The following is a 20476-nucleotide window of genomic DNA, read 5'->3' as shown; positions in this document are numbered from 1 at the left end:
TGAAAATTTGATAATTAGTTAATTTGAAAATTGAATTGACACATTTTCAAATTGTCACATTGATATACTGAACTACTCTAACCAAGATTTATAATAATCTTCATCAGCTATTTTCATAGCTTCTTCAGTTACTTTTAATGGTTTAAAAGTATCTACCATTACCGCCAATTCTTCGGTTACTGTTTCTCCAATACTTCTTTCTGCTGCTCCTGGGTGTGGTCCGTGAGGAATTCCCGCTGGGTGTAAAGAAATATGTCCTGCATCTATATCATTTCTACTCATAAAGTCTCCATCTACATAATACAATACTTCGTCAGAATCAATATTACTATGATTGTATGGAGCTGGTATTGCTTCTGGATGATAATCGTATAAACGAGGTACAAAACTACAGATTACGAATGCATCTGTCTCAAATGTTTGGTGTACTGGAGGCGGTTGATGTATACGACCTGTTATTGGTTCAAAATCGTGAATTGAAAAAGCATATGGATAGTTATATCCATCATACCCAACAACATCAAAAGGGTGTGTTGCGTATACCATTTCAATAATTTCGTTTTGTTTTTTTACATTAATAACGAAGTCTCCTTTTTCGTTATGTGTTTCTAGTTCTTCTGGTCTACGAATATCACGCTCACAAAATGGTGAGTGTTCTAATAATTGACCAAACCAGTTACGATATCTTTTTGGAGTGTATACTGGACGATAAGATTCAACGATAAATAATCTGTTATCTTCTGTATCAAAATCCAATTTATAAATTACTCCACGAGGAATTACTAAGTAATCACCGTATTTAAAATCTAAGTTACCTAACATAGTGCGTAATTTCCCAGTTCCCTTATGGATGAAAATTACCTCATCTGCATCAGTATTTTTATAAAAGTATTCTTTGGTAGACTCTTTTGGAGCTGCTAAAATAATATTACAGTCAGAGTTGGTAAGTACTACTTTTCTACTTTCTAAATAATCATTTTCTGGAGCTACTTGAAACCCTCTAAAACGATATGATTGAATATTATTTTCTTTTGCTACCTTAGGTGCTATCGAATATTGTTTACGGATTTCTTTGACCATTGTTGGTCTATATTCATGGTAACTATTAGTTGACATTCCGTCAAAACCAATCGTACCAAATAATTGTTCGTAATATAAACTTCCGTCTTCTTTACGAAACTGAATATGTCGCTTGTGTGGAATTTTTCCTAATTTATGATAAAAAGGCATCTTTTCTTAATTTGATAATTCAACAATGTGTTAATCTTACAATTAACTCTCTTTCTTTATTAGTCTATTTATTATAGTAATGACTAACTCCTAAAATCAATCAATTATAGCTACTCCGGATTCCGTTTTATCATGAACTTTAAATGCGCTAAAAGATCTTTCCAATGCATTTTAATAGGTTTTTAGTTGCGTTTTACAAATATACCAAATTTAAAAAGATGTTGATATCTCATTAAATTTCAAAATTTTAGATTTTTTTATTTAAAATTAATCTAAATAAATTTTGATACTTAACCTCTCTGAGATACATTTGCGACATTAAATAATTTTTATTAAATCTAAATAAACAAGCAAAATGAAGAAAATTATACCTGTATCGTTGGTATTGTTTTTATTTATTACGACAACATTAGTTGCCCAAAACAATTCTATTAAAGGGATCATCGTAACTGATAATAATGATTTCCTTACTTCAGTAAACATAACTCTTAGCCCAACTAATAAAGGACTTACCAGCAACGAAAAAGGAGAGTTTAAGTTTGAAAACTTAAAAAAAGGTAAATATGTAGTTAATCTATCAATGGTTGGATTTGAAAAAAAATCAATTACCGTAAGACTTAAAGACAACGAATCTAAAAACCTAGGCAAAATCGTTCTTAAAGAGGCTATTGATCAATTAGATGAAGTTACAATTAACGGAGTAAAAAACAAATATTCTAAAAACAAAGTATCAAACTCATTACGTTTGAAAACTCCTATAAAACAGTTACCACAAAATGTTCAAGTAGTAGGTTTTGAAATATTACAAGACCAACTTGTAACAAATATGTTAGAAGGTGCTTTTAGAAATGTTAGTGGCGTTAGCAATATAGAGCATTGGGGACATTTTGCTCGTGTTAACATGCGTGGATTCAGATTACCTGCTTTTAGGAATGGAGTAAACATCCAAGATTCATGGGGACCATTATCCGAAGATACTTATATGGTAGATCGTATTGAATTTGTTAAAGGACCTTCTGGTTTTATGATGGCTGCTGGTGAACCTGGTGGTTTTTACAACGTGGTAACTAAAAAACCTACAGAAGAAAGAATAGGATCTGTAAACTTAATGGCTGGAAGTTTTGACACATACAGAGCTGCGGCTGACTTTGGAGGTGCTTTAACAAGCGACAAACGTCTGCTAGCTCGTTTAAATATTTTATATCAAAACACAGGAAGTCATAGAAAATTTGAAGATACCGAACGAATTGGTATTGCTCCATCTTTATCTTATAAGATAACAGATAAAACAAATTTCTTAACCGAATTCTCTTTTCAAAAACTAAACACTCTTGTTGGTGCAGCTTATATATTTGGTCCTGTAGATAAAGGATTTGGTAGCCTACCAAAGGATTTTACTATGATTGATAGTAATTTCCCTGATACCGATATCAAGGAAGTTAGTTTATTAAACCAAATAACTCATAACTTTAACGAAAACTGGTCTGTAGAAGCAAAATATGTAACAATGCTTTACACACAAGAAGGGGCTTCTGCATGGTTAGGTAGTATACAAAATAATGGTGATGCTATTAGAAGTATAAGTATTTGGGATGCTATTTCTGAAAGCGAATACTTCCAATTATATGCTAACGGTAAGTTCAACACAGGTTCTGTAAGCCATAAAATTATGGGAGGTTTTGATTATACTGATAAAGAGTATTTTGCTGATTTTAGTCAGGCTGGTGCAGTAGATACTCCTGCAAATCCATTCAATATTTATAACCCGACTTATGGAGATAGAGTTTTTCCAGTATTTGATAGAAGTACTCCTTTAAAAGAACGTGCTAGTTTGTATACCTACGGAACAAAAATCAACTCTTTATATGCTCAAGATGAATTAAGTTTTTTAGAAAACAAAATACGTTTGACATTAGCAGGTAGATATACTCAATTAACTCCTAAAGGTGACATTACAACTAAAAAATTCACTCCTAGAATTGGTTTAAGTGCTGATATTACTCCACAGATTACTGCTTATGGTTTATATGACCAATCATTCTTAGCAAATGATGCTATTGATAATACAGGAAAAAGATTTGATCCTATTGAAGGAACTATCTACGAAGCTGGTTTAAAAACCAATTGGTTAAACGGGAAAATAAATGCTTCTTTAAGTGCATACATTATCAATAAAAATAATATGACTACTAGTGATCCTACCGATCCTACTCGTCAGTTTAGCATTTTGCTTGGAGAAGTAGAATCAAAAGGTTTTGAGTTTGATATGCAAGCGCACATTACAAGTGAATTAGACTTATTATTGAATTACGCAAATACAAATGTTGAAATTGCCAAATCAGATATTCCAAATACAGTAGGAACAAGAATTGCTGGACATGCAAAGCATATTACCAACGGATGGTTAAACTACAACTTTAATAAGAACTCTGCACTTAAAGGTTTTGGTCTTTCTCTAGGATATCAATATTTAGTAGATAGATCTTCTTGGACTTGGAATGCAAACAATAATACTGAATTACCTGACTATTTTAGAATGGATGGTGGTGTTCATTGGAAAAACAACAAGTTACGTGTTGCCTTAAATATCAATAATATTTTAAACAAGCATTTATATTCTGGTGCAAACTACGGAACTTATTTATACTGGCAGTCTGAGTCAGGAATTAACGGAAGAGTTTCTCTTACCTATAACCTATTCTAAAAAATCAATAACCACCTAAAGAGTTTAGGTGGTTTATATAATTTATTAAAAATGAAAAAATCAATTTTAACATTACTCTTTTTAGCGGTAATTAGTAATTCTTTTGCCCATTACATTTGGATTGAAACTAACCCTTCAGGAAGGGTCAACAATAAACATGAGGTTAAAATTCGCTTCGGAGAATTTTCTGAGGGTGTGATTGAAAAAGTAGACGGAGAACATTTCAGTAATGTCAAAGACTTTACTGTTTGGTTAATAGCTCCTGACGGAAGCAAAACCTCTTTACAAACAATAGCAAAAAACGATTACTATAGCACCTCTTTCATTCCGAAACAAAAAGGAACCTATACTATTGCTTTAGACAACAAAAAAATAAAAGTGTTTGATTATACAAAATATGATTATACAACTTTTAAACCTGAATATCATGCAAAAGCAAGAATTGTAGTTGGTAACTCAATTAGTGAATTAAAACCTACAAATCCTAAAGGAATAGAGATTATTGATGTTACTCCAAAACGTCATAACCGCTCTGATAAAATTACTTTAAAGGTATTGTATAAAAATTTGACTCTTAAAAATGGAGAGATTACTTTATTCAGTGGTGATAAATGGTCTTTAAAGGGAAAGACTAACGAAAAAGGGCTAGTCACTTTCAAGTTACCTAAAAAAACTACGTATACTGTAGAAGCAACTCATGAAGAAAAAACTCCTGGAACCTTTAAAGGAGATGACTATAAAATTATTTGGCACTGCGCTACATATTTTATTAATAACAAACTATAGCTTTAGTTATAAATTTTAAATATGAATAGCTATTTGAATTATTAAATGTTGCAAACACAAAACTCTGAACTTTTATGTTCAGGGTTTTGTCATTTGATTAAACCACTATGAAAACAGTTACTTTTCTTTTTATTTTCTTAGGATGTTATTCCTTATATAACTCTTCTGAAAAGGCACATTTAACTAAGAATACCCTCTTACAAAAATGGCTTCAAAATAATAAACGTAATACCAACATAATTGGAATAATTACATTACTTACTAGCTTGTTTCTCTCAATCAACTTTTTTGGACTTTCAGCTGGAATTATTACTTGGATTGTATCAACTTCTTTGTTTTTAAGTCTTATCATACTTATTACCCCTTTAAGAGTGATAAACTATGTCTCTTTAGCTGTCTTATTTACGTTAACTTTTTTAATAGAACTAATTTTTTAATATGCCTGCTAATTCTAAATATTTAAACCAATCACCTTGGCAGCAGTTTGCAAAAATCTCTGCTGGTCTCATTGGTGGATACATCATAAGTGCTCTACTACATATGTGTTTAGTTTTATGGCTACCTAATCCAAAAGAAATACTAATCACATCTATTTACACCATTTTTATTGTTTGGGGTGCTTTGTTAGTTGTTCCTTACTTGTTTAAAAATGGGTGGAAAGCTTGGATTCTATACATTATTATTTCAATAATTCTATATGTAATTTATTACTTCGGAAACCTACAAAATCCATTCATATAATGAGTAACAGAAATTACAATGTATTTTTCAACACGCACACAGTTAGTGGTATTGTTATAAGTGTAGCCTTATATGTGATCTTTTTCACAGGTGCTTTTGCTCTTTTCAAAGATGAAATTGAAGCTTGGGAAGATGGTAAACATTCACAAAATATCGCCAGAGAAAACATCGATTATGATTCTTTATTAAAAAAACTCTCAGAAAATCATCATTTAACGAGTAGAGATATTCGTTTTTACTTGGGGCATAAAAGCGACAACATCTATGTCTTAACCTCAGCTGCGAAAGACACAGTAAATATTCCTGATGAAGCAAAATATCAAAACTATCAAGCTATAAATATTCATACTGGTGAAACAGCTAGTTATGTAGAAAAATATGGTTTAGGAGAGTTTTTATACCGTTTACATTTCTTTACACAAATTCCTACTATTGGAATTTATCTTGCCGGTTTTGTTTCCTTATTCTTTTTATTTGCCATAGTTACTGGAGTGATTGTGCATTGGAAAAAAATTATTTCAAACTTTTACCAGTTCAATCCCAAAATTGCTTTAAAAAGAGTCTGGACAGATGCCCATACTGCATTGGGGATTATTGGACTTCCTTTTCAGTTTATGTATGCTGTTACTGCTGCTTATTTCTGTTTAAGTTTATTTGTTTTACTTCCTGCAAACTTTTTATACGGTGGTGATCAAGATAAACTAATGGAAGATTTACGTCCCGACCGTACATCGTATGAATGGATTGCTAAAACAGACAAAGAAATTCCTAGTGTCAATAAATTTGTAAAAGAAAATGCTAACCGCTGGTCTCATTTTAATTCAAATTATGTTTTAATTAAAAACTATGGTGGTACTAATATGAAATACTGCTTGATTGGTGAGCTGGATTATAAAGAACGCTTTTTAAGTTCAGGGATGATATTTTATGATTTTGAGACTGATAAAACTTCGATTGTAAGAAATCCTAATGAAAGTAAGTATACAGATGACATCCAGCTTTCTGTAAGTCGCTTACATTATGGTAATTTTGGAGGTGTTGCTGTAAAAGTCATTTACTTTATCCTAGCGCTTATTACTTGCTTCGTAATTATCACGGGGGTATTAATCTGGATTGAAGCTCGCAATAAAAAAAGCATGAGCTTAAAGCAACGTTTATACACAGCCAAGGTAGGACATATTTATCTTGCTATTTGCTTGTCATTATTTCCTGTTATCGCCTTATTTTTCTTGGTCGTAAAATTATTACCAGCAACTTATCAAACTCAAAAAATGAGTATTTTATACACTTGGTTTTTTGTTGTTTGGTTATTAGCTACTCTTTATTTTAGGTTTAAGCGAAATAATTATCTCACAAACAAAACTACTTTGTTAGCAGGTACTATTCTTGGCTTCTTAGTTCCAATTGCTAGTGGTATTATTTCCAACAACTGGATTTGGAACACCTATAAAGCTAAGCAATTTGATATTCTTACAGTTGATTTATTATGGATAGGTATTTCAGTTACTGCGCTATTCACCTACCTTAAAATTAAACCTGATGCAAAAGCTAAAAGTGCTTTCACAAAGCATCCTATAGATTATAAAAATTGTAAACAGTTATTAGCTGAAGAAGTACAGAAGACAGCTAAAGATTTAACTAACGAGAAAAAACAATTATTAAAAGATAAAAACCACATACCAATGAGAACAAAAATTATAATCCTTTGGATATTTTTAGCAATTGGCTGGATAGTTCACCACATTTATGGACTGTTCAATATATACTACAACGAAACCTTAGTAATGGAAGGTGCGACTGGCGAAGCTCCTTTTATACATCACATATATCGTATCTTATTTGAAGGAATGTGTTTACTCTTTGGTTTATTAACTATTGAAATTTCTAAAAAATGGTTTAAAATAACTTCAATAGTATGGGCAAGTATTGCTGGTTTGTATAACGTATATCATTTCTTAGAAGCCATCTTACATGAATCAAGTAATATTTCTGAGATATTCATGCTTCTTTTGGTTGCTATTGCAAGTGTACTTTTAATTATTAATATTTATAAATGGATTAAAGACCATCAATAAATAATAAGCTTAATCTACATTTCCTTTGTCCCCCAATTTTATGGAAATTGCTATTACCAATGATGAAACATTGCAATTAAAAAAAATACTGCAGTTACAAAATAAAAGTATAAACTGTGGTATAACAACCTGCATCTATACAGTTAATTCTAATTATGGTTGTGGAATTATAACTAGTTACTATTTTGATGGTTTATTAATTACTATAATAAGTGCGAAGTTTAAAAAAGATTTTCTTTTTACTTCAAATCATAATTTAAGCTCTTTAGAGCTCTCTGTTTTAATAGAAGGGGAAAAGATTATTCGTTTTTCTAATTTCAAAAATGACTTTATTCTTGAAAAAAATGAAAGTTGTCTTTTATACAATAACAATGAAGATAATAAAGCCTTTTTTTACAGAGATAAACCGATAAACGAAATTAAAATTAGCATGTATGATTCTTTCATACAAAAACATCAAATGCAAGCTCTTTTGTCTAATGATAAGGCGCTTGGTTTAAAAAAAACAGAAAACTTTACTCAACAATTAACTTCTAATATGGAGAAAATTGTTAATGAAGTACTCCTTAATTCACAAAAAGGATTGCTAAAGCGCCTTTTTTTAGAATCAAAAACGTTAGAATTATTACATCTACAATTAGATGTTCGTTCTAAAAAAGCGAGTAATTCTAATGAGAATATTCTTAAGAAAATATATAAAGTAGAAGCTATACTTCAAACGAATCTACATGAACAGATATCTATACAGCAACTTGCTCGTAAAGTATTATTGAATCAAAATGTTTTAAAAAATGAGTTTAAAAAATTGTTTGATGAAACTATTTTCAATTATGCTAAAAAATTAAGAATGGAAAAGGCTAAAAACTTATTGACTCATACTCAAAGGCCTATTTATGAAGTAGCTGATATGGTAGGGTATAAAAACCCTACTCATTTTACAGCTGCTTTTAAAAAGTTTGAAAAAGTTACTCCTAAAGAGTTTAGAAAGAATTATTCTCCCCCTTAAAAGCTAGAATCTAATTTTATTATTCTTTTATTTATTAAGTTTATTTAACCAAGCTTCATTCCTGTACTCTCTTGCTTTTTTTCCTCCATCAATGTGATTCCAACCTGGAGGCTTAAAAATATACTTTACTTTATCTATTAATCTTGGTGCCTTTTTAACGTCTAACCATAATTCTTTCCATAATAGAAACTGTACATCCCATAGGCTTTCGCTATTCAATTTGTCATGCATAATTCCATATTCAATCTTTTCATTATCTAATTCTTTTTGAAAAGTTTTAAATAAGCGATCCCAAATACTAAAGGTTTCGCCATAATTTCTATCTAAATAAATATGATTTTTAGCATGATGCACCCTATGAACTGAAGGTGTAATTAATATCTTATCCAGTTGTTTCTGCTTCCCTATAACTTTTTCGTTTATATGCGTTAATGTAGCATATAGTCTTGCTATCGGCTCAATTACAAAAATCATTAATGGATGAAATCCTACTATTGGAAGCCATATAAAATTAAACGGAGTAAAAAACACATCAAATATTGATCCTCGTGCAACTACAGTTAAATTCATTTCTTCTGCTGTATGATGCACACCATGAATACACCATAAAACTCGAACTTTATGTCCTAATAAATGAATAAAAAACACTGTAAAATCGTACAATAAGTAAGCCGCAACCCAGACATACCATTGAAACCCCAAGGTAAACAATCTGTTTTCATACAACCAAAACATGCTAGCCACAATAAACACTTTTGACAATAAAAAATATGGAATGCTTTGTACTAAATATGATATAATACTAACCACTCCTTCTTTGTTTTTTTCTACATAACTTGTTACTATAAGAATTCCCCATTCAACTAGCATTAAAACAAGCACTATTATACTCATATGTTCTAATTGACCTACAAGTACTTTTATAGATGATAAATCCATTTTTTAATTATTCTTATAAAAATTATTCTTTAAAAAAGCACACACTTGTGCTACTGCTCCTTTTGAAGCTTCGGTTTTTCTAAGAGCATTTAGTACTATAAAATCGTGTATTGTTCCTCCATATCTTGTTGATATAACTGGTACTTTAGCTGTTCTTAATTTTTTTGCATACGCTTCACCTTCATCTCTTAGCACATCATATTCCGCCGTTATTAAAAGAGTTTTAGGTAAATTTTGAAGTTCTTCTAAACTTGCTTTTAAAGGAGCTACAGTTGCTAATGATTGTGTACTTTTATCAGGAGCGTATACTTCCCAAAACCATTTCATGGTAGCTCTAGTTAAATAATGTCCTTTTGAAAATTGTTCGTATGATTTGGTGTTTAAATTAGCATCGGTTACAGGATACAACAATACTTGTCCAAGAATTTTAGGGGTTCCATTTTCTTTTGCCTTCATTGCTACAACAATTGCCATGTTTCCTCCTACACTGTCACCACCAACTATAATTCTGTTTGAATCTAATCCATAGTTTTTCCCATATTTTGACATAAATAAAGCTGCTGCATACCCTTCTTCATTTGCTACAGGATATTTTACTTCTGGTGCTCTTGAATATTCTACAAAAACAACTCCTACATTTGCTTTTAAAGCAATATCTCGCATTAATCGTTTGTGTGTTTCAAAGCTATTAAACACCCATCCTCCTCCATGGAAATACACTAATATTGGAAGCAATTTTTCAGCCTTTTTAGGCTTTATGATTACTGAATTTACTCTTCGATTTCCTTCTTTAAAGGAAACTTTTGTAAAAGTTACTTTATCATAAGTTAAGGTTGAATCTTTTTGCATGTTTTCCATTGCTAGCCTTCCCACATCCAGAGGCAAATCTTGTAATGGTGGGCCTTGATAAGAATGGATAACTTCTAAAAATTCTTGAACAGTAGGGTCTAATCCATAGCTCCCTGCTAATGTTGATTGCGCTGTAGATTTAAGCTGCAATAAAACAACAGCAATAATTAATAACTTCCTCATACCTATGCTATTTGTTGTGTTACCCTTGTTTTTTTACTTCTTTTTGCAACCTTGTATTTGTTAAACAGGTACAATAAGCTGAAAGTTCCTAAGTTTACAACTAACATAATGGCTAAAACCATTGGTTCATTATAAGCTGAAAATTCTGTAAATGCTAACAACCAATAAATTAACACCCATTGCATTATATAAAAAGGAGTAACATTTTTGCTACAATAAAAGAACAATCTGCTTACATAATTGTGATTAGGAAGATTCCGTTCTATTAAATAATACAGCCAGAAAAGAACTAAAATACACCCCATTAATCCCATACTTCCTCCTGGACCTAAATGATAATAATCTCCAAAATGGTATTCATAATTATAATCACACAGTAACTTTCCTGTTACGAGAAAAACGATACCTATATACAACATTGGTCTGAATAAAGATTTATCAGCATTTTCAGGTGCTTCTTGGTATCTTAATCCTAAATACAGTCCCATCAGAATAAATGAAATCCATGGAAATAAAGGAAAATATACATCAAAGTTATTACCCCAAATAAGGTTTAAAACATAATCTACTCCAGGAATTCCAAGTTGGATACCACTTACAATTTTTGAAAGCCACATAACGACTAGTGCTATAAGTATGAGTATGTTTTTATTCTTAATTAAGAACTTGAACGACAGCCCTATTAAAAATAATGATATACCTATTAATTGAAACATATCACCTTTTAAGAAGTAGTTTAACATACTATATGGATTACTTACCTGAAGCCCGCTTGCCTTTACAAAACTTTCTGGGAAACCTCCAAAAAACAAAAGAGGTACTATAAATCTTAAGAAGTTTAAAACGTATCCTAAAGTAATTATGAATAATGCTTTTTTAAGGATTCCTTTTCTATTTGAATTTCTTGAGAATGCAAATGATATCCCCATTACAATAAGGAAAACCGGTGATCCTCTTTCTAATATCTGAGCTATATTTCCAGTTATCGAGTTTTCCCAAGTATCCATACTTGAAAAAATCATCATCACATGTACTGGAATCATAATAAGAACACTAAACCCTCTTACAAAGTCTACAGCTCTTACTCTATTTTGTTTTTCCATTTAATTCTTTTTTAATTCTATATTTTTTGAGCTATTGTTTTTACTGCTGTCTCTTCTTTTTTAAATCTTGCTAGTGGATTCTCTAGAGTTCCTTCCAATTTTAAGCTTTCAATTGGATCGGCTAAACTCAACATTTGTTTTGTATTACTTAATTGTAATCTGTTTAAGCAGCAACGATCAAACTCATTAACAAACAAATCGTATCGCTCATATTTTTCTGAAAACTCTGGATGCTCTTCCTGATACTCATACACACATTCTGCGACCAATTGCCAAAAGTTATTTTCTGAAAAGTTTGCGTAACTATCTAATTGTTGCCCCATAAAGCGAAAAAAGCAATCAAAAACATCTGTGAAAATTGTTAGTATTTTCATTGTATCAGAGGTTTTAGTGAACAATCTTTTGGCATGCTCTGGCAAGTGCATTGCTTCATTAAAAACAATCACTTCTTCAGTAATGTCTTTCATTAGCACATATACTGGTGTGTTTTCTTCTAGCACTAGAATAAGATTTTCTCCATGTGGCATAAACACAAACTCGTACTTATAAAAACAATGTAATAGTGGTGTTAAATAAGCTTTTAAATAACGTTTAATCCATGTACCTGTATCATATGGTGATGCTTCTACCAAAGACGCTAACAGTGATTTGTCTTGATAATCTATATGCAATAAAGCAGCCATAGTAAGCACTCGCTGGTTAGAGCTTATTTTTGTAAACGGACTCTCTCGCCACAAGGCTGATAACATCTTGTTGTGCGGATTCGTTTTTCCTAACATCTCATAATAATGATTACGATATCCTACCGTTGCCACTTCTCCCAACATGGTAAATCCATTGTTTTGTAAATATGTGTCGTCTACCAACAAATCTGTTATCCATTGAGTAATGTGCGGTGTACTTTGCATGTAATACGGAGATAGCCCACGCATAAAGCCCATGTTTAAAATTGACAATGCTGTTTTCGTATATAACTTTTCTGGATGTGAAACATTAAAAAGTGTTCTGATAGATTGTTGAGCTGAAAAGTCATCATCGCTTTCACCTAGCAGAATGATGTTTTTTTGAGCAATCTCTGCCCCAAAAACGGCTACTATTTTATTTTTCCATTGCCAAGGATGTACAGGCATAAAAATGTAATCGTCTAAGACTACGTTTTGCTTCTTTACAATTTCTTTAAATGATGTTAGTTTTTCTTTTCCTAACTCACTTTCTAAAAGTTTTTCATATTCATAATCTTCAACAGCTGTGTAAGTCGTATATTTTTTATGAGCTGCAATCCATACAATTTTAAATGAATGATTGCTTTCTGGCGCGTATGTATGGTAATCATCTATATTGAATCCTATTCTCCCATTATTTGCCACAAAACATGGGTGACCTTCTGTCATCGCATGCTCTATTTCTTGAAAGCTTTTCTCAGCTAAATCATTGGCTAAAAATTTCTCATGAGTATACTTATATGCTGCTCCTGAAAGCGTACTTGTTATTTCCTCTAAATAGGTTGCTAAAAATTCATTAGGAATCCCCAAAGTATTTTGGAACTCTGTTATAAAATTTAGTGCGTCTAGGCAAACTTCTTCCGAAGCATTGTTCTTTTTAGTAATACTTTTTGCATCTATCAACCAATGATCTAACAAATACCTTTTAGCTTTAAAACGATAGGTAAATTCATTATTATCAGAAGTTATTTGATATATGCATCCATCCTCTTCTTCTAAAATAAACTCAGGAGTTAAAATAAGTTCGTGTGAAAACTCACTAATTGCTTTTTTTATTAATTGACGATTTACAAACCTCCAGACATCTGGTTGTAAATGTGTTATATTATTTGTCATGTTGTTCTAGTTTGGTTAAAGCTGATTGATACATCTCTCTTGTACAAAAAGCTAAGGCTGCTTTTTTATGAGGTAACTCAATTTCTTTTTGATATACAAAGCCTGCTTTTCTATTTAGCGTATGAATCTTTTCATTATTTACATCTGGTTCAACAACAATTCTTTCTATTTGTGGTACACTGAAAAAATAATCGATAATGGCTGAAAACACATGCCATGTAAACTGTGGTATTCTTTTTTCTACTGGTGCTACTAAAACATGCATTCCATAATCCTTTTCTTGTACATCATAATAGTTTGCAATGATGTCTTCTGATGCTTTGTATTGTTCCATCAAAAACACAGGAGCATCATTTAACATCCCGGTATAACTATGATGAAATTGGTTGTTTTCAATTTCTTGATATTCGGCACGTACTTCTTCTAAAGATTTTTCCAACATCCCCCAATATTTTGCATACGGTTGTGTTACCCAGCTATGCAACATTGGTGTATCCGTTTCCAATTGAAACGGACGAATACTTATTTCTCCTAGCCCTGTTATATCTTTACTAAATACTTTTTGATGCGTTTGAACCATAATTATACTTCCTGAGTTTTAAATGCTGCTATCGGGTTTTTTAACTTTCCTGCAAATTGGAGTAAGGCAACAGGGTCATCTAAATCAATCATTTGTTTGTGATTATTTAATTGTAATCTGTTTAAACATGAAAGCTTAAAATCTTCAGCAAACAAATCATACTGTTTAAACTTATTTGATAATTCTGGAAACTGTTCTTGATATTCCTGAATATTTTCTGCTACCAACTCCCAAAAACGGTGCTCACTATAATTAGCATGCTCCTCTAAAATTGGCGCTAAAAAGCGGAAAAAACCATCAAACATATCTGTAAATATTGATAGTAATTTTACATCTTCTGGTACTGGAGCATACATTCTCTTCAAGTCCTCAGGAAGTTCAACTTCAGAATTTAAAATACATGCTTCTTCAGTAATATCTTTTAATAAAACATATACCGGAATGTTATTTTCTAATACCATGATAATGTTTTCCCCATGTGGCATAAACACCAAATCGTACTCATAAAAACAGTGTAACATTGGACTTAAATATGCTTTTAAATAGCTACGCAACCAGTTGTCTATTGAAATTCCAGAGTCTTTAATAATTTCAGGTAATAATGCTTTTCCGTGATGGTCTATATGCAATAATGCAGCCATCGTTAGTGGTTTTTGGTTTTGTCTAACTACAGAATATGGGCTTTCTCTCCACAATGACGCTAACATTTTATTATAATCGTTATGCGGACCAAATTCTTCAAAATATGGATTCACATAGCTTACCGAGCCTATTTCACTTAACATCCTAAATCCGTTTGCCTTTATATAAGCATCGCTATATAATAGGTTTTCTAACCAAACTGCCATTTTTGGAGCTGTTCCTAAATAGTACAAAGGCAATCCTCTCATAAAGCCCATATTTAGGATGGACAATGCCGATTTCGTATAAAATTTCTGTGGATTGGTTATATTAAATAAAGTTCTTATGGATTGCTGCGCTAAGTATTGGTCTGGTCCGTATCCTAGGCAGATTAAATCTCCTTTAGCTACTTCTGAAGCAAAAATTGTAGCTAATTTGTTAAACCACTGCCATGGATGAACAGGAATAAATAAGTAATCCTTTGGACTAAAGCCTTTTTCTTCAATTATTTTATTGAATTGTGTTATGGTATCAGCATCTAACTCTTGCTGTATTAAGGTTTCATAAGGCAATGCTTCTATTGCTGAATACACTGCTTTCACTGTATGCCCCGCCAACCATAATAAAGAAAAAGAGTTTCCTGCTTCAGGTGCATACGAACGATAATCGCTACTATCAAAACCTATTCTACCATTATTTGCAACAAACCCTGGATGCCCTTCAGTCATTGATTGCTCTATCGTTTGAAAATCGGCTGTTGCTAATTCTTCTGCTGTAGGATTTCCTTTTGTAATCTTAAACGCACTTCCATATAGCGTACTTATGATTTCTTCTAAATACACTGGCATTTTTTCATCAGCAATTCCTAATGCTTTTCTAAACTCTTTTATAAAAGTGATTGCATCAACTTCTTCTTCAACATCTTTCACATACCTTCTTATAGAACCTTCATCAATCATCAAATGATTCAAAGCCATTGGTTTTGCTTTAAACTCATATTGAATTTCTGCATTATCTGCATGAACTTTATACAACTTATATCCGCTATTTAGTTCTTGAATTACTTCAGGTTGTATTAGTAGTTCATGTGAAAACTCACACAATGCTTTTTTTACTAATAATAAATTGGCTTTTTGCCAAACTTTGGGTTGTATATGTTGTGTTGATTGTTGTGGAGAAACCACATTATCTAAAGTATTCATGGCACTTCTTTTTGATGGTGAAAAGGATTGGATTTTTTGTTGGTAATTGGTCTTGGTTAAAAATGCTAACTGTGCTGTTTTGTTAGGTAATTCTATTACATTTCCTAGTTGAAAACCTATGCGTTGACACAGTGCAAACATTTTTTTGTTTCGAATATCTGGCTCCACTACTATTCTGTTAATAGTTGGGTTTGTAAAAACAAAATCCATAACTGCTCGAAACATAAACCACGTAAAGTTTGGTGTTTTAGTGATTTTTGGCGGCGCTACAATAATGTGTACTCCACAATCGGATGTTTTAGCTTTATAAAAATCATTAATAATATCTAGTTGCGGATTGTAGCGTTCTACTATAAATGCGGGTTCGTTATGAAACATTCCTACAAAAACATCGTAATGTTTTGGTGCAACAAGTTGGGTATATTCTTCTTCAACTTCTTCTACCGTTGCGTTTTGCATTCCCCAAAAAACAGCATATTCTTGAGTTACCCATTGGTGTAAAAAAGCACTGTCTTTTTTTACTTGAAAAGGACGAATGATAATCGTTCCGAAGTCTTTATAATCTTTTGAAAAAACTATGGTATTTGTAGTTATCATAATTTAGGCTTTAGCTAGTTGTTTGTGTACTTTCTTTACAGATTTAAAAACCATAAAGTATAAGGCAAGCGTTAATACAAAACCTCCTAAGGCAATGACAAACGGTATACGTAATCCGAAACCTTCAACTATAATCCCTACATTTAATGAAGCTAAGAGTACACCTAAGTTTTGGAAGAAATGGATTTTGCTATAATCTACTGAGTAGGATTCTGGCGTGCTTAATTCGAATAATAAAATGTCGAATTTCACGACTCCTTGGAAAATTGCCCATCCGTAAATAACTCTTCCTAAAACTACTGATGCTTCATTGGGTATTCCTTGTAATACAAGTCCAATTAACCCAATACACAAAGCATTGATAATTCCCTCGTGTCCTTCTGATTTTCGTTTGTTGTTAATCCATAAGGCTACTAATGCTACAAAACCAGGAATGGCATACATAGTACCAGAAACCAATTTGCTTTTATACATTGAAAAACTTTCCCAGTACGTTGAAAAGAAAGGTCTGATTAAAAAATCGCTGAAGTATAGTATCAATGTGATTAGACCTAATTTTAAAATAAATCCTTTCGGAATAAACTTTTTATCAGTAACATCTGGTTCTTCTGAAATGATTAAATCGGTAGCGTATTTTTTACTTTTTAATAAATAACCGCTCATAGCCATTTGAATAAAATCTCCTGCTGCCATAATTAAAAAAATACTACTCGGATTTATATAGTCCACCGTTATTCCTCCTAATACAGCTCCTAAAATCCCTCCTAAATGCACCACTACAGAAAGTAACCCAATTGTACTTGGGTGTTCTTCTTTGGTAATAATCTTTAAAATATAAGGGTACACTAACAAGTAACTTCCTTTAAATAATACCATAACAAGAGATATTATCCAAAAATTAATGTATGATGTAGTGTAATAGCAATACAATGCTAATACACCTGCAATTGCTTGAGTGTATACTAAAATATTTAATTCTGATACTTTTTTAGAAACATATGCCCAAAATGGAAATGCAATCATTACCATAAAACAGATGGCTGCAAAGTAGTATCCTACATTTTTAGGATTCGTGATTCCAAAGCGAAGCTCGAAAAACTGCGGATAAAATGGATGCAGCAGGTAATCACTTACTACTGCAACCAACGTCATTACAATTAAAAATGTTTTTAGCTTCATATTCTTAAGCAAAAACATTGAGTTCTATTTCTTCCTCTTGCGTTACTTCAAATTGTTGAAACGCTATTTTTTGCTCAATAGGATAATGCTCTACTCCTGTTATCTCTTTAATGATATATGAGTTTTTATAAGCAGCCATACCTAAATCGGGTGTTACAAAACCGTGGGTGTGCAGCTCAACATTCTGAACAAAGATTTCGTTTTGGTTTATATCAATACTGTAATTGCGTTGTACATCGAATCGATCTTGATAATCCCATAAAATCCTGTTTGAAATTCCCTCTATAAAATCAGGTAATTGGTATTCGTAACCTGTAGCAAGAACCAATCCGTCAGTTTCATGTTCAAAATACTTGTCTTGTTCTATCTGATGTAGCTCAAGTTTAATACCTTCATCTGATACCTTGGTGGTTTTCAATTCAGAATTGGTACGTAACGAAACTTTTAATGGCTCTTTTGACACTACTCGTTTTGCGTACAAGGTATCGTGGATAGACCCTATTAAATCTTGATTTATTCCTTTGTATAAATGCTTTTGATTTTTAATGAGTGTATCTCTTTTGGATGCTGGTAAGTTGAAAAAGTAGTCTACATACTCTGGTGAGGTCATTTCTAACGTTAACTTAGCATACTCTAACGGGAAGAAACGAGGTGAACGGGTTATCCAATTCAACTCATACCCTTTAATATCTATTTCTTGTAATAAATCAGAAAATATTTCCGCAGCACTTTGTCCGCTTCCCAACACTGTTATCCTTTTCTTATTTTGTAATTGTTCTTTATTAGGCAGATATTGTGATGAGTGAACAGCTACATCTTTCAACTTTTTACAACAAGCAGGAATGTAAGGTTGTGTTCCTGTTCCTAAAACCAGTTTTTTTGCTTTATAGATTTTAATTTCCTGTGTCTTTGTACAAACACTCGTAACTACATAAATACCGTCTTTTTGATCGTAGTCTACATTCGTAACTTCTGTATTAAAATATATGTTAGAAAGCTTGCTAATTACCCACTGACAATAATGGTTGTACTCATTTCTAAGTAACAAGAAGTTCTCTCGTATGTAAAAAGAATAAATTCTTCCTTGTTCTTTTATATAGTTAAGAAAACTAAAAGGACTTGTTGGGTCGGCAAGTGTTACCAAGTCTGCCATAAAAGGTACTTGTAAAGTAGTGTCTTCTAACAACATTCCTGGATGCCAATCAAATTTATCTTTTTTATCAAGAAAAACTCCATTTAAACCTTCAATAGGTTCTGATAAACATGCTAATCCTAGGTTAAAAGGACCTACTCCAATAGCTATAAAGTCTACTATATTATTCTTCATCTTTTTTTAGTTTGTAGTTTTGTATTGTTCTCCCGTAGTTTTAATCATTTCTATGATATTAAGGAGATTGTTAATTGTATTTTTCGGATTTAGTAAAGTAAATTTCAGATAGATATTACCATTTAACTTTGTACTTGCTACTGATGCTTTCCCAGCTTTGTATAAAGTATTCTTGATGTATAAATTAATCGAGTTATGAATAATATCTTCAGCTATACCTTCTGCTTTATATCTAAATACTAGTGTACTTAGTTCAGGTGCATGAGCAACTTCAAAACATTCTTGATCTCTTATGCTTTCATATACTTCCTTTGTTAAAGAGTGTACATCTTCTAAGTAATTAGCAATAGTTTTTGTTCCTAAAATTTTTAAGGTCAACCAAACTTTTAAGGCATCGAATCGGCGTGTTGTTTGGATTGATTTTTCTATAAGGTTTGGTCGCTCTGGATCTTTATCTTCAATAGGGTTTAAGTAGTCTGCATAATAAGATACATACTTAAAATGTTGCTTGTTATTAACTAAGAAAGCGCTACAACTTACAGGTTGGAATAAGGTTTTATGAAAATCTATAGTAATAGAATCAGCTAACTCAATACCTTCAAAATGCTTTTTATGGGTATTCGTAAGTGCAAAAGCACCACCATAGGCACCATCTGCATGTAACCACATGTTGTGTTCTTTGGCAATCTTCCCTATAGTTTGTATTGGATCAAAACTACCATAATCGGTAGTACCTAATGTTGTTACAACTGCTATTGGAATATTACCTTCTTGCTTTGTTTTTTCTATAGCCAGCACAAGTTCATTTGCATCCATTTGCATTTTCTTATCAACTTTTACGGGTATAACAGCGTCATAGCCCATACCTAACAAAGCGGCACTTTTCTGAATACTGAAATGTGCTTTTTCTGAACAAAAAACTCTAAACCTACTTATTTCATTACTCCATCCATGCTGTTTAATATTAATTCCAAAATGTTTGAAAGCATAATTATCTCGAGCCATTAATAACCCCATGAAATTAGATTGTGTTCCTCCGCTTGTAAAAACACCATCTGAATTATTTGAAAGCTTAAATACGTTGGTTATCCATTGAATAACTTCTTGTTCTATAAAAGTTGCTGAAGTACTCTGATCCCATGTTTCTACTGCAGTATTGATTGTGGTTGTAATCATTTCTGCTATGATTGATGGTAAGGTAATTGGGCAATTTAAATGTGCTACGTAAGTGGGGTTATGAAATGCTATTGCATTTTTTATATACAAGTTATTCAACTCTTCTAAAACACTATCAATGGGCTGTGTTTCTTCAATGTTTATAAGCTTTGCTTGATTTCTATTCCTTAAAATTTCCTCAAGATCGTCACCTTTATAAAAGGTTCTTTTGGATAAAAATTGCTGAATATAAGTGGTTGTTTTCTGAATATACTCTTCATACAACTGTGCTGATTCATCACTAAACAAATAACTATTTAATGACAATTCTTTTAGTGAAGGGCTAGGTTTAAGAATCATT

General features: G+C 31.9%; 16 protein-coding genes. 5 read left to right on the top strand and 11 right to left on the bottom strand.

Features of this window, described 5'->3' with window-relative positions:
- Window positions 1–72 precede the first annotated feature (72 nt).
- Window positions 73–1230, bottom strand: coding sequence for a homogentisate 1,2-dioxygenase (locus ACTPNM_RS02570; protein WP_440120499.1), 1158 nt, complete (start codon window positions 1228–1230; stop codon window positions 73–75).
- A gap of 355 nt (window positions 1231–1585) precedes the next feature.
- On the opposite strand from ACTPNM_RS02570, the gene ACTPNM_RS02565 reads away from it, so the two are divergent.
- Window positions 1586–3934, top strand: coding sequence for a TonB-dependent receptor domain-containing protein (locus ACTPNM_RS02565; protein WP_440120498.1), 2349 nt, complete (start codon window positions 1586–1588; stop codon window positions 3932–3934).
- 51 nt (window positions 3935–3985) lie between these two features.
- Window positions 3986–4720, top strand: coding sequence for a DUF4198 domain-containing protein (locus ACTPNM_RS02560; RefSeq protein WP_440120497.1), 735 nt, complete (start codon window positions 3986–3988; stop codon window positions 4718–4720).
- 211 nt (window positions 4721–4931) lie between these two features.
- Here the strand turns inward: ACTPNM_RS02560 and ACTPNM_RS02555 are convergent, their stop codons facing one another.
- Window positions 4932–5072: a hypothetical protein gene (locus ACTPNM_RS02555; protein WP_440120496.1), complete on the bottom strand. Its 141-nt coding sequence runs from the start codon at window positions 5070–5072 to the stop codon at window positions 4932–4934.
- A gap of 86 nt (window positions 5073–5158) precedes the next feature.
- Here ACTPNM_RS02555 and ACTPNM_RS02550 point away from each other — a divergent pair, with 86 nt between their 5' ends.
- The 3 genes from ACTPNM_RS02550 to ACTPNM_RS02540 are packed head-to-tail and all read left to right on the top strand — an operon-like array spanning window position 5159 to window position 8542.
- Window positions 5159–5461 (top strand): hypothetical protein, encoded by a 303-nt coding sequence (locus ACTPNM_RS02550; protein WP_440120495.1) that lies wholly within the window; start codon window positions 5159–5161, stop codon window positions 5459–5461.
- Window positions 5461–7536 carry a PepSY-associated TM helix domain-containing protein gene (locus tag ACTPNM_RS02545; protein ID WP_440120494.1) on the top strand — a complete coding sequence of 692 codons (2076 nt, stop codon included), beginning with the start codon at window positions 5461–5463 and terminating at the stop codon, window positions 7534–7536. Before ACTPNM_RS02550 ends, ACTPNM_RS02545 begins: the two co-directional genes overlap by 1 nt.
- Window positions 7537–7576: 40 nt before the next feature.
- Entirely contained in the window at window positions 7577–8542 is a 966-nt protein-coding gene (locus tag ACTPNM_RS02540) for a helix-turn-helix domain-containing protein (protein ID WP_440120493.1), read from the top strand.
- Between the two features lie 27 nt (window positions 8543–8569).
- On the opposite strand, the gene ACTPNM_RS02535 is transcribed toward ACTPNM_RS02540, so the two are convergent.
- From ACTPNM_RS02535 to ACTPNM_RS02495, 9 genes are read right to left on the bottom strand one after another with little or no spacing between them, the layout of a single operon-like run.
- Window positions 8570–9481 carry a sterol desaturase family protein gene (locus ACTPNM_RS02535; protein ID WP_440120492.1) on the bottom strand — a complete coding sequence of 304 codons (912 nt, stop codon included), beginning with the start codon at window positions 9479–9481 and terminating at the stop codon, window positions 8570–8572.
- 3 nt (window positions 9482–9484) lie between these two features.
- Entirely contained in the window at window positions 9485–10513 is a 1029-nt protein-coding gene (locus ACTPNM_RS02530; RefSeq protein ID WP_440120491.1) for an alpha/beta hydrolase, read from the bottom strand.
- Between the two features lie 2 nt (window positions 10514–10515).
- Window positions 10516–11616, bottom strand: coding sequence for a heparan-alpha-glucosaminide N-acetyltransferase domain-containing protein (locus tag ACTPNM_RS02525; RefSeq protein WP_440120490.1), 1101 nt, complete (start codon window positions 11614–11616; stop codon window positions 10516–10518).
- Between the two features lie 17 nt (window positions 11617–11633).
- The gene (locus tag ACTPNM_RS02520; protein WP_440120489.1) at window positions 11634–13454 is read right to left on the bottom strand and encodes an IucA/IucC family protein; all 1821 of its coding nucleotides are present in this window, start codon (window positions 13452–13454) and stop codon (window positions 11634–11636) included.
- The gene (locus ACTPNM_RS02515) at window positions 13444–14034 is read right to left on the bottom strand and encodes a GNAT family N-acetyltransferase (protein WP_440120488.1); all 591 of its coding nucleotides are present in this window, start codon (window positions 14032–14034) and stop codon (window positions 13444–13446) included. The genes ACTPNM_RS02520 and ACTPNM_RS02515 overlap by 11 nt, the downstream gene beginning before the upstream one ends.
- Before the next feature lie 2 nt (window positions 14035–14036).
- Window positions 14037–16454 (bottom strand): GNAT family N-acetyltransferase, encoded by a 2418-nt coding sequence (locus ACTPNM_RS02510; RefSeq protein WP_440120487.1) that lies wholly within the window; start codon window positions 16452–16454, stop codon window positions 14037–14039.
- A gap of 3 nt (window positions 16455–16457) precedes the next feature.
- On the bottom strand, window positions 16458–17633 hold the full coding sequence (locus ACTPNM_RS02505; RefSeq protein ID WP_440120486.1) for an MFS transporter: 1176 nt from the start codon (window positions 17631–17633) through the stop codon (window positions 16458–16460).
- A gap of 4 nt (window positions 17634–17637) precedes the next feature.
- Window positions 17638–18960, bottom strand: a complete 1323-nt coding sequence (locus ACTPNM_RS02500; protein ID WP_440120485.1) for a lysine N(6)-hydroxylase/L-ornithine N(5)-oxygenase family protein — start codon at window positions 18958–18960, stop codon at window positions 17638–17640.
- Between the two features lie 6 nt (window positions 18961–18966).
- Window positions 18967–20475, bottom strand: coding sequence for a pyridoxal phosphate-dependent decarboxylase family protein (locus ACTPNM_RS02495; RefSeq protein WP_440120484.1), 1509 nt, complete (start codon window positions 20473–20475; stop codon window positions 18967–18969).
- Window position 20476 lies beyond the last annotated feature (1 nt).

The sequence above is a fragment of the Tenacibaculum sp. Ill genome (assembly GCF_051938915.1).
Taxonomy (GTDB): Bacteria; Bacteroidota; Bacteroidia; order Flavobacteriales; family Flavobacteriaceae; genus Polaribacter; species Polaribacter larymnensis.
This window is presented reverse-complemented; position numbering and strand designations above follow the sequence as displayed.

Coding starts and splice junctions, on each gene's coding strand:
- ACTPNM_RS02570 (WP_440120499.1), bottom strand. CDS start 1,230: ATGCCTTTTTATCATAAATTAGGAAAAATTCCACACAAGCGACATATT.
- ACTPNM_RS02565 (WP_440120498.1), top strand. CDS start 1,586: ATGAAGAAAATTATACCTGTATCGTTGGTATTGTTTTTATTTATTACG.
- ACTPNM_RS02560 (WP_440120497.1), top strand. CDS start 3,986: ATGAAAAAATCAATTTTAACATTACTCTTTTTAGCGGTAATTAGTAAT.
- ACTPNM_RS02555 (WP_440120496.1), bottom strand. CDS start 5,072: ATGATAAGACTTAAAAACAAAGAAGTTGATACAATCCAAGTAATAATT.
- ACTPNM_RS02550 (WP_440120495.1), top strand. CDS start 5,159: ATGCCTGCTAATTCTAAATATTTAAACCAATCACCTTGGCAGCAGTTT.
- ACTPNM_RS02545 (WP_440120494.1), top strand. CDS start 5,461: ATGAGTAACAGAAATTACAATGTATTTTTCAACACGCACACAGTTAGT.
- ACTPNM_RS02540 (WP_440120493.1), top strand. CDS start 7,577: ATGGAAATTGCTATTACCAATGATGAAACATTGCAATTAAAAAAAATA.
- ACTPNM_RS02535 (WP_440120492.1), bottom strand. CDS start 9,481: ATGGATTTATCATCTATAAAAGTACTTGTAGGTCAATTAGAACATATG.
- ACTPNM_RS02530 (WP_440120491.1), bottom strand. CDS start 10,513: ATGAGGAAGTTATTAATTATTGCTGTTGTTTTATTGCAGCTTAAATCT.
- ACTPNM_RS02525 (WP_440120490.1), bottom strand. CDS start 11,616: ATGGAAAAACAAAATAGAGTAAGAGCTGTAGACTTTGTAAGAGGGTTT.
- ACTPNM_RS02520 (WP_440120489.1), bottom strand. CDS start 13,454: ATGACAAATAATATAACACATTTACAACCAGATGTCTGGAGGTTTGTA.
- ACTPNM_RS02515 (WP_440120488.1), bottom strand. CDS start 14,034: ATGGTTCAAACGCATCAAAAAGTATTTAGTAAAGATATAACAGGGCTA.
- ACTPNM_RS02510 (WP_440120487.1), bottom strand. CDS start 16,454: ATGATAACTACAAATACCATAGTTTTTTCAAAAGATTATAAAGACTTC.
- ACTPNM_RS02505 (WP_440120486.1), bottom strand. CDS start 17,633: ATGAAGCTAAAAACATTTTTAATTGTAATGACGTTGGTTGCAGTAGTA.
- ACTPNM_RS02500 (WP_440120485.1), bottom strand. CDS start 18,960: ATGAAGAATAATATAGTAGACTTTATAGCTATTGGAGTAGGTCCTTTT.
- ACTPNM_RS02495 (WP_440120484.1), bottom strand. CDS start 20,475: ATGATTCTTAAACCTAGCCCTTCACTAAAAGAATTGTCATTAAATAGT.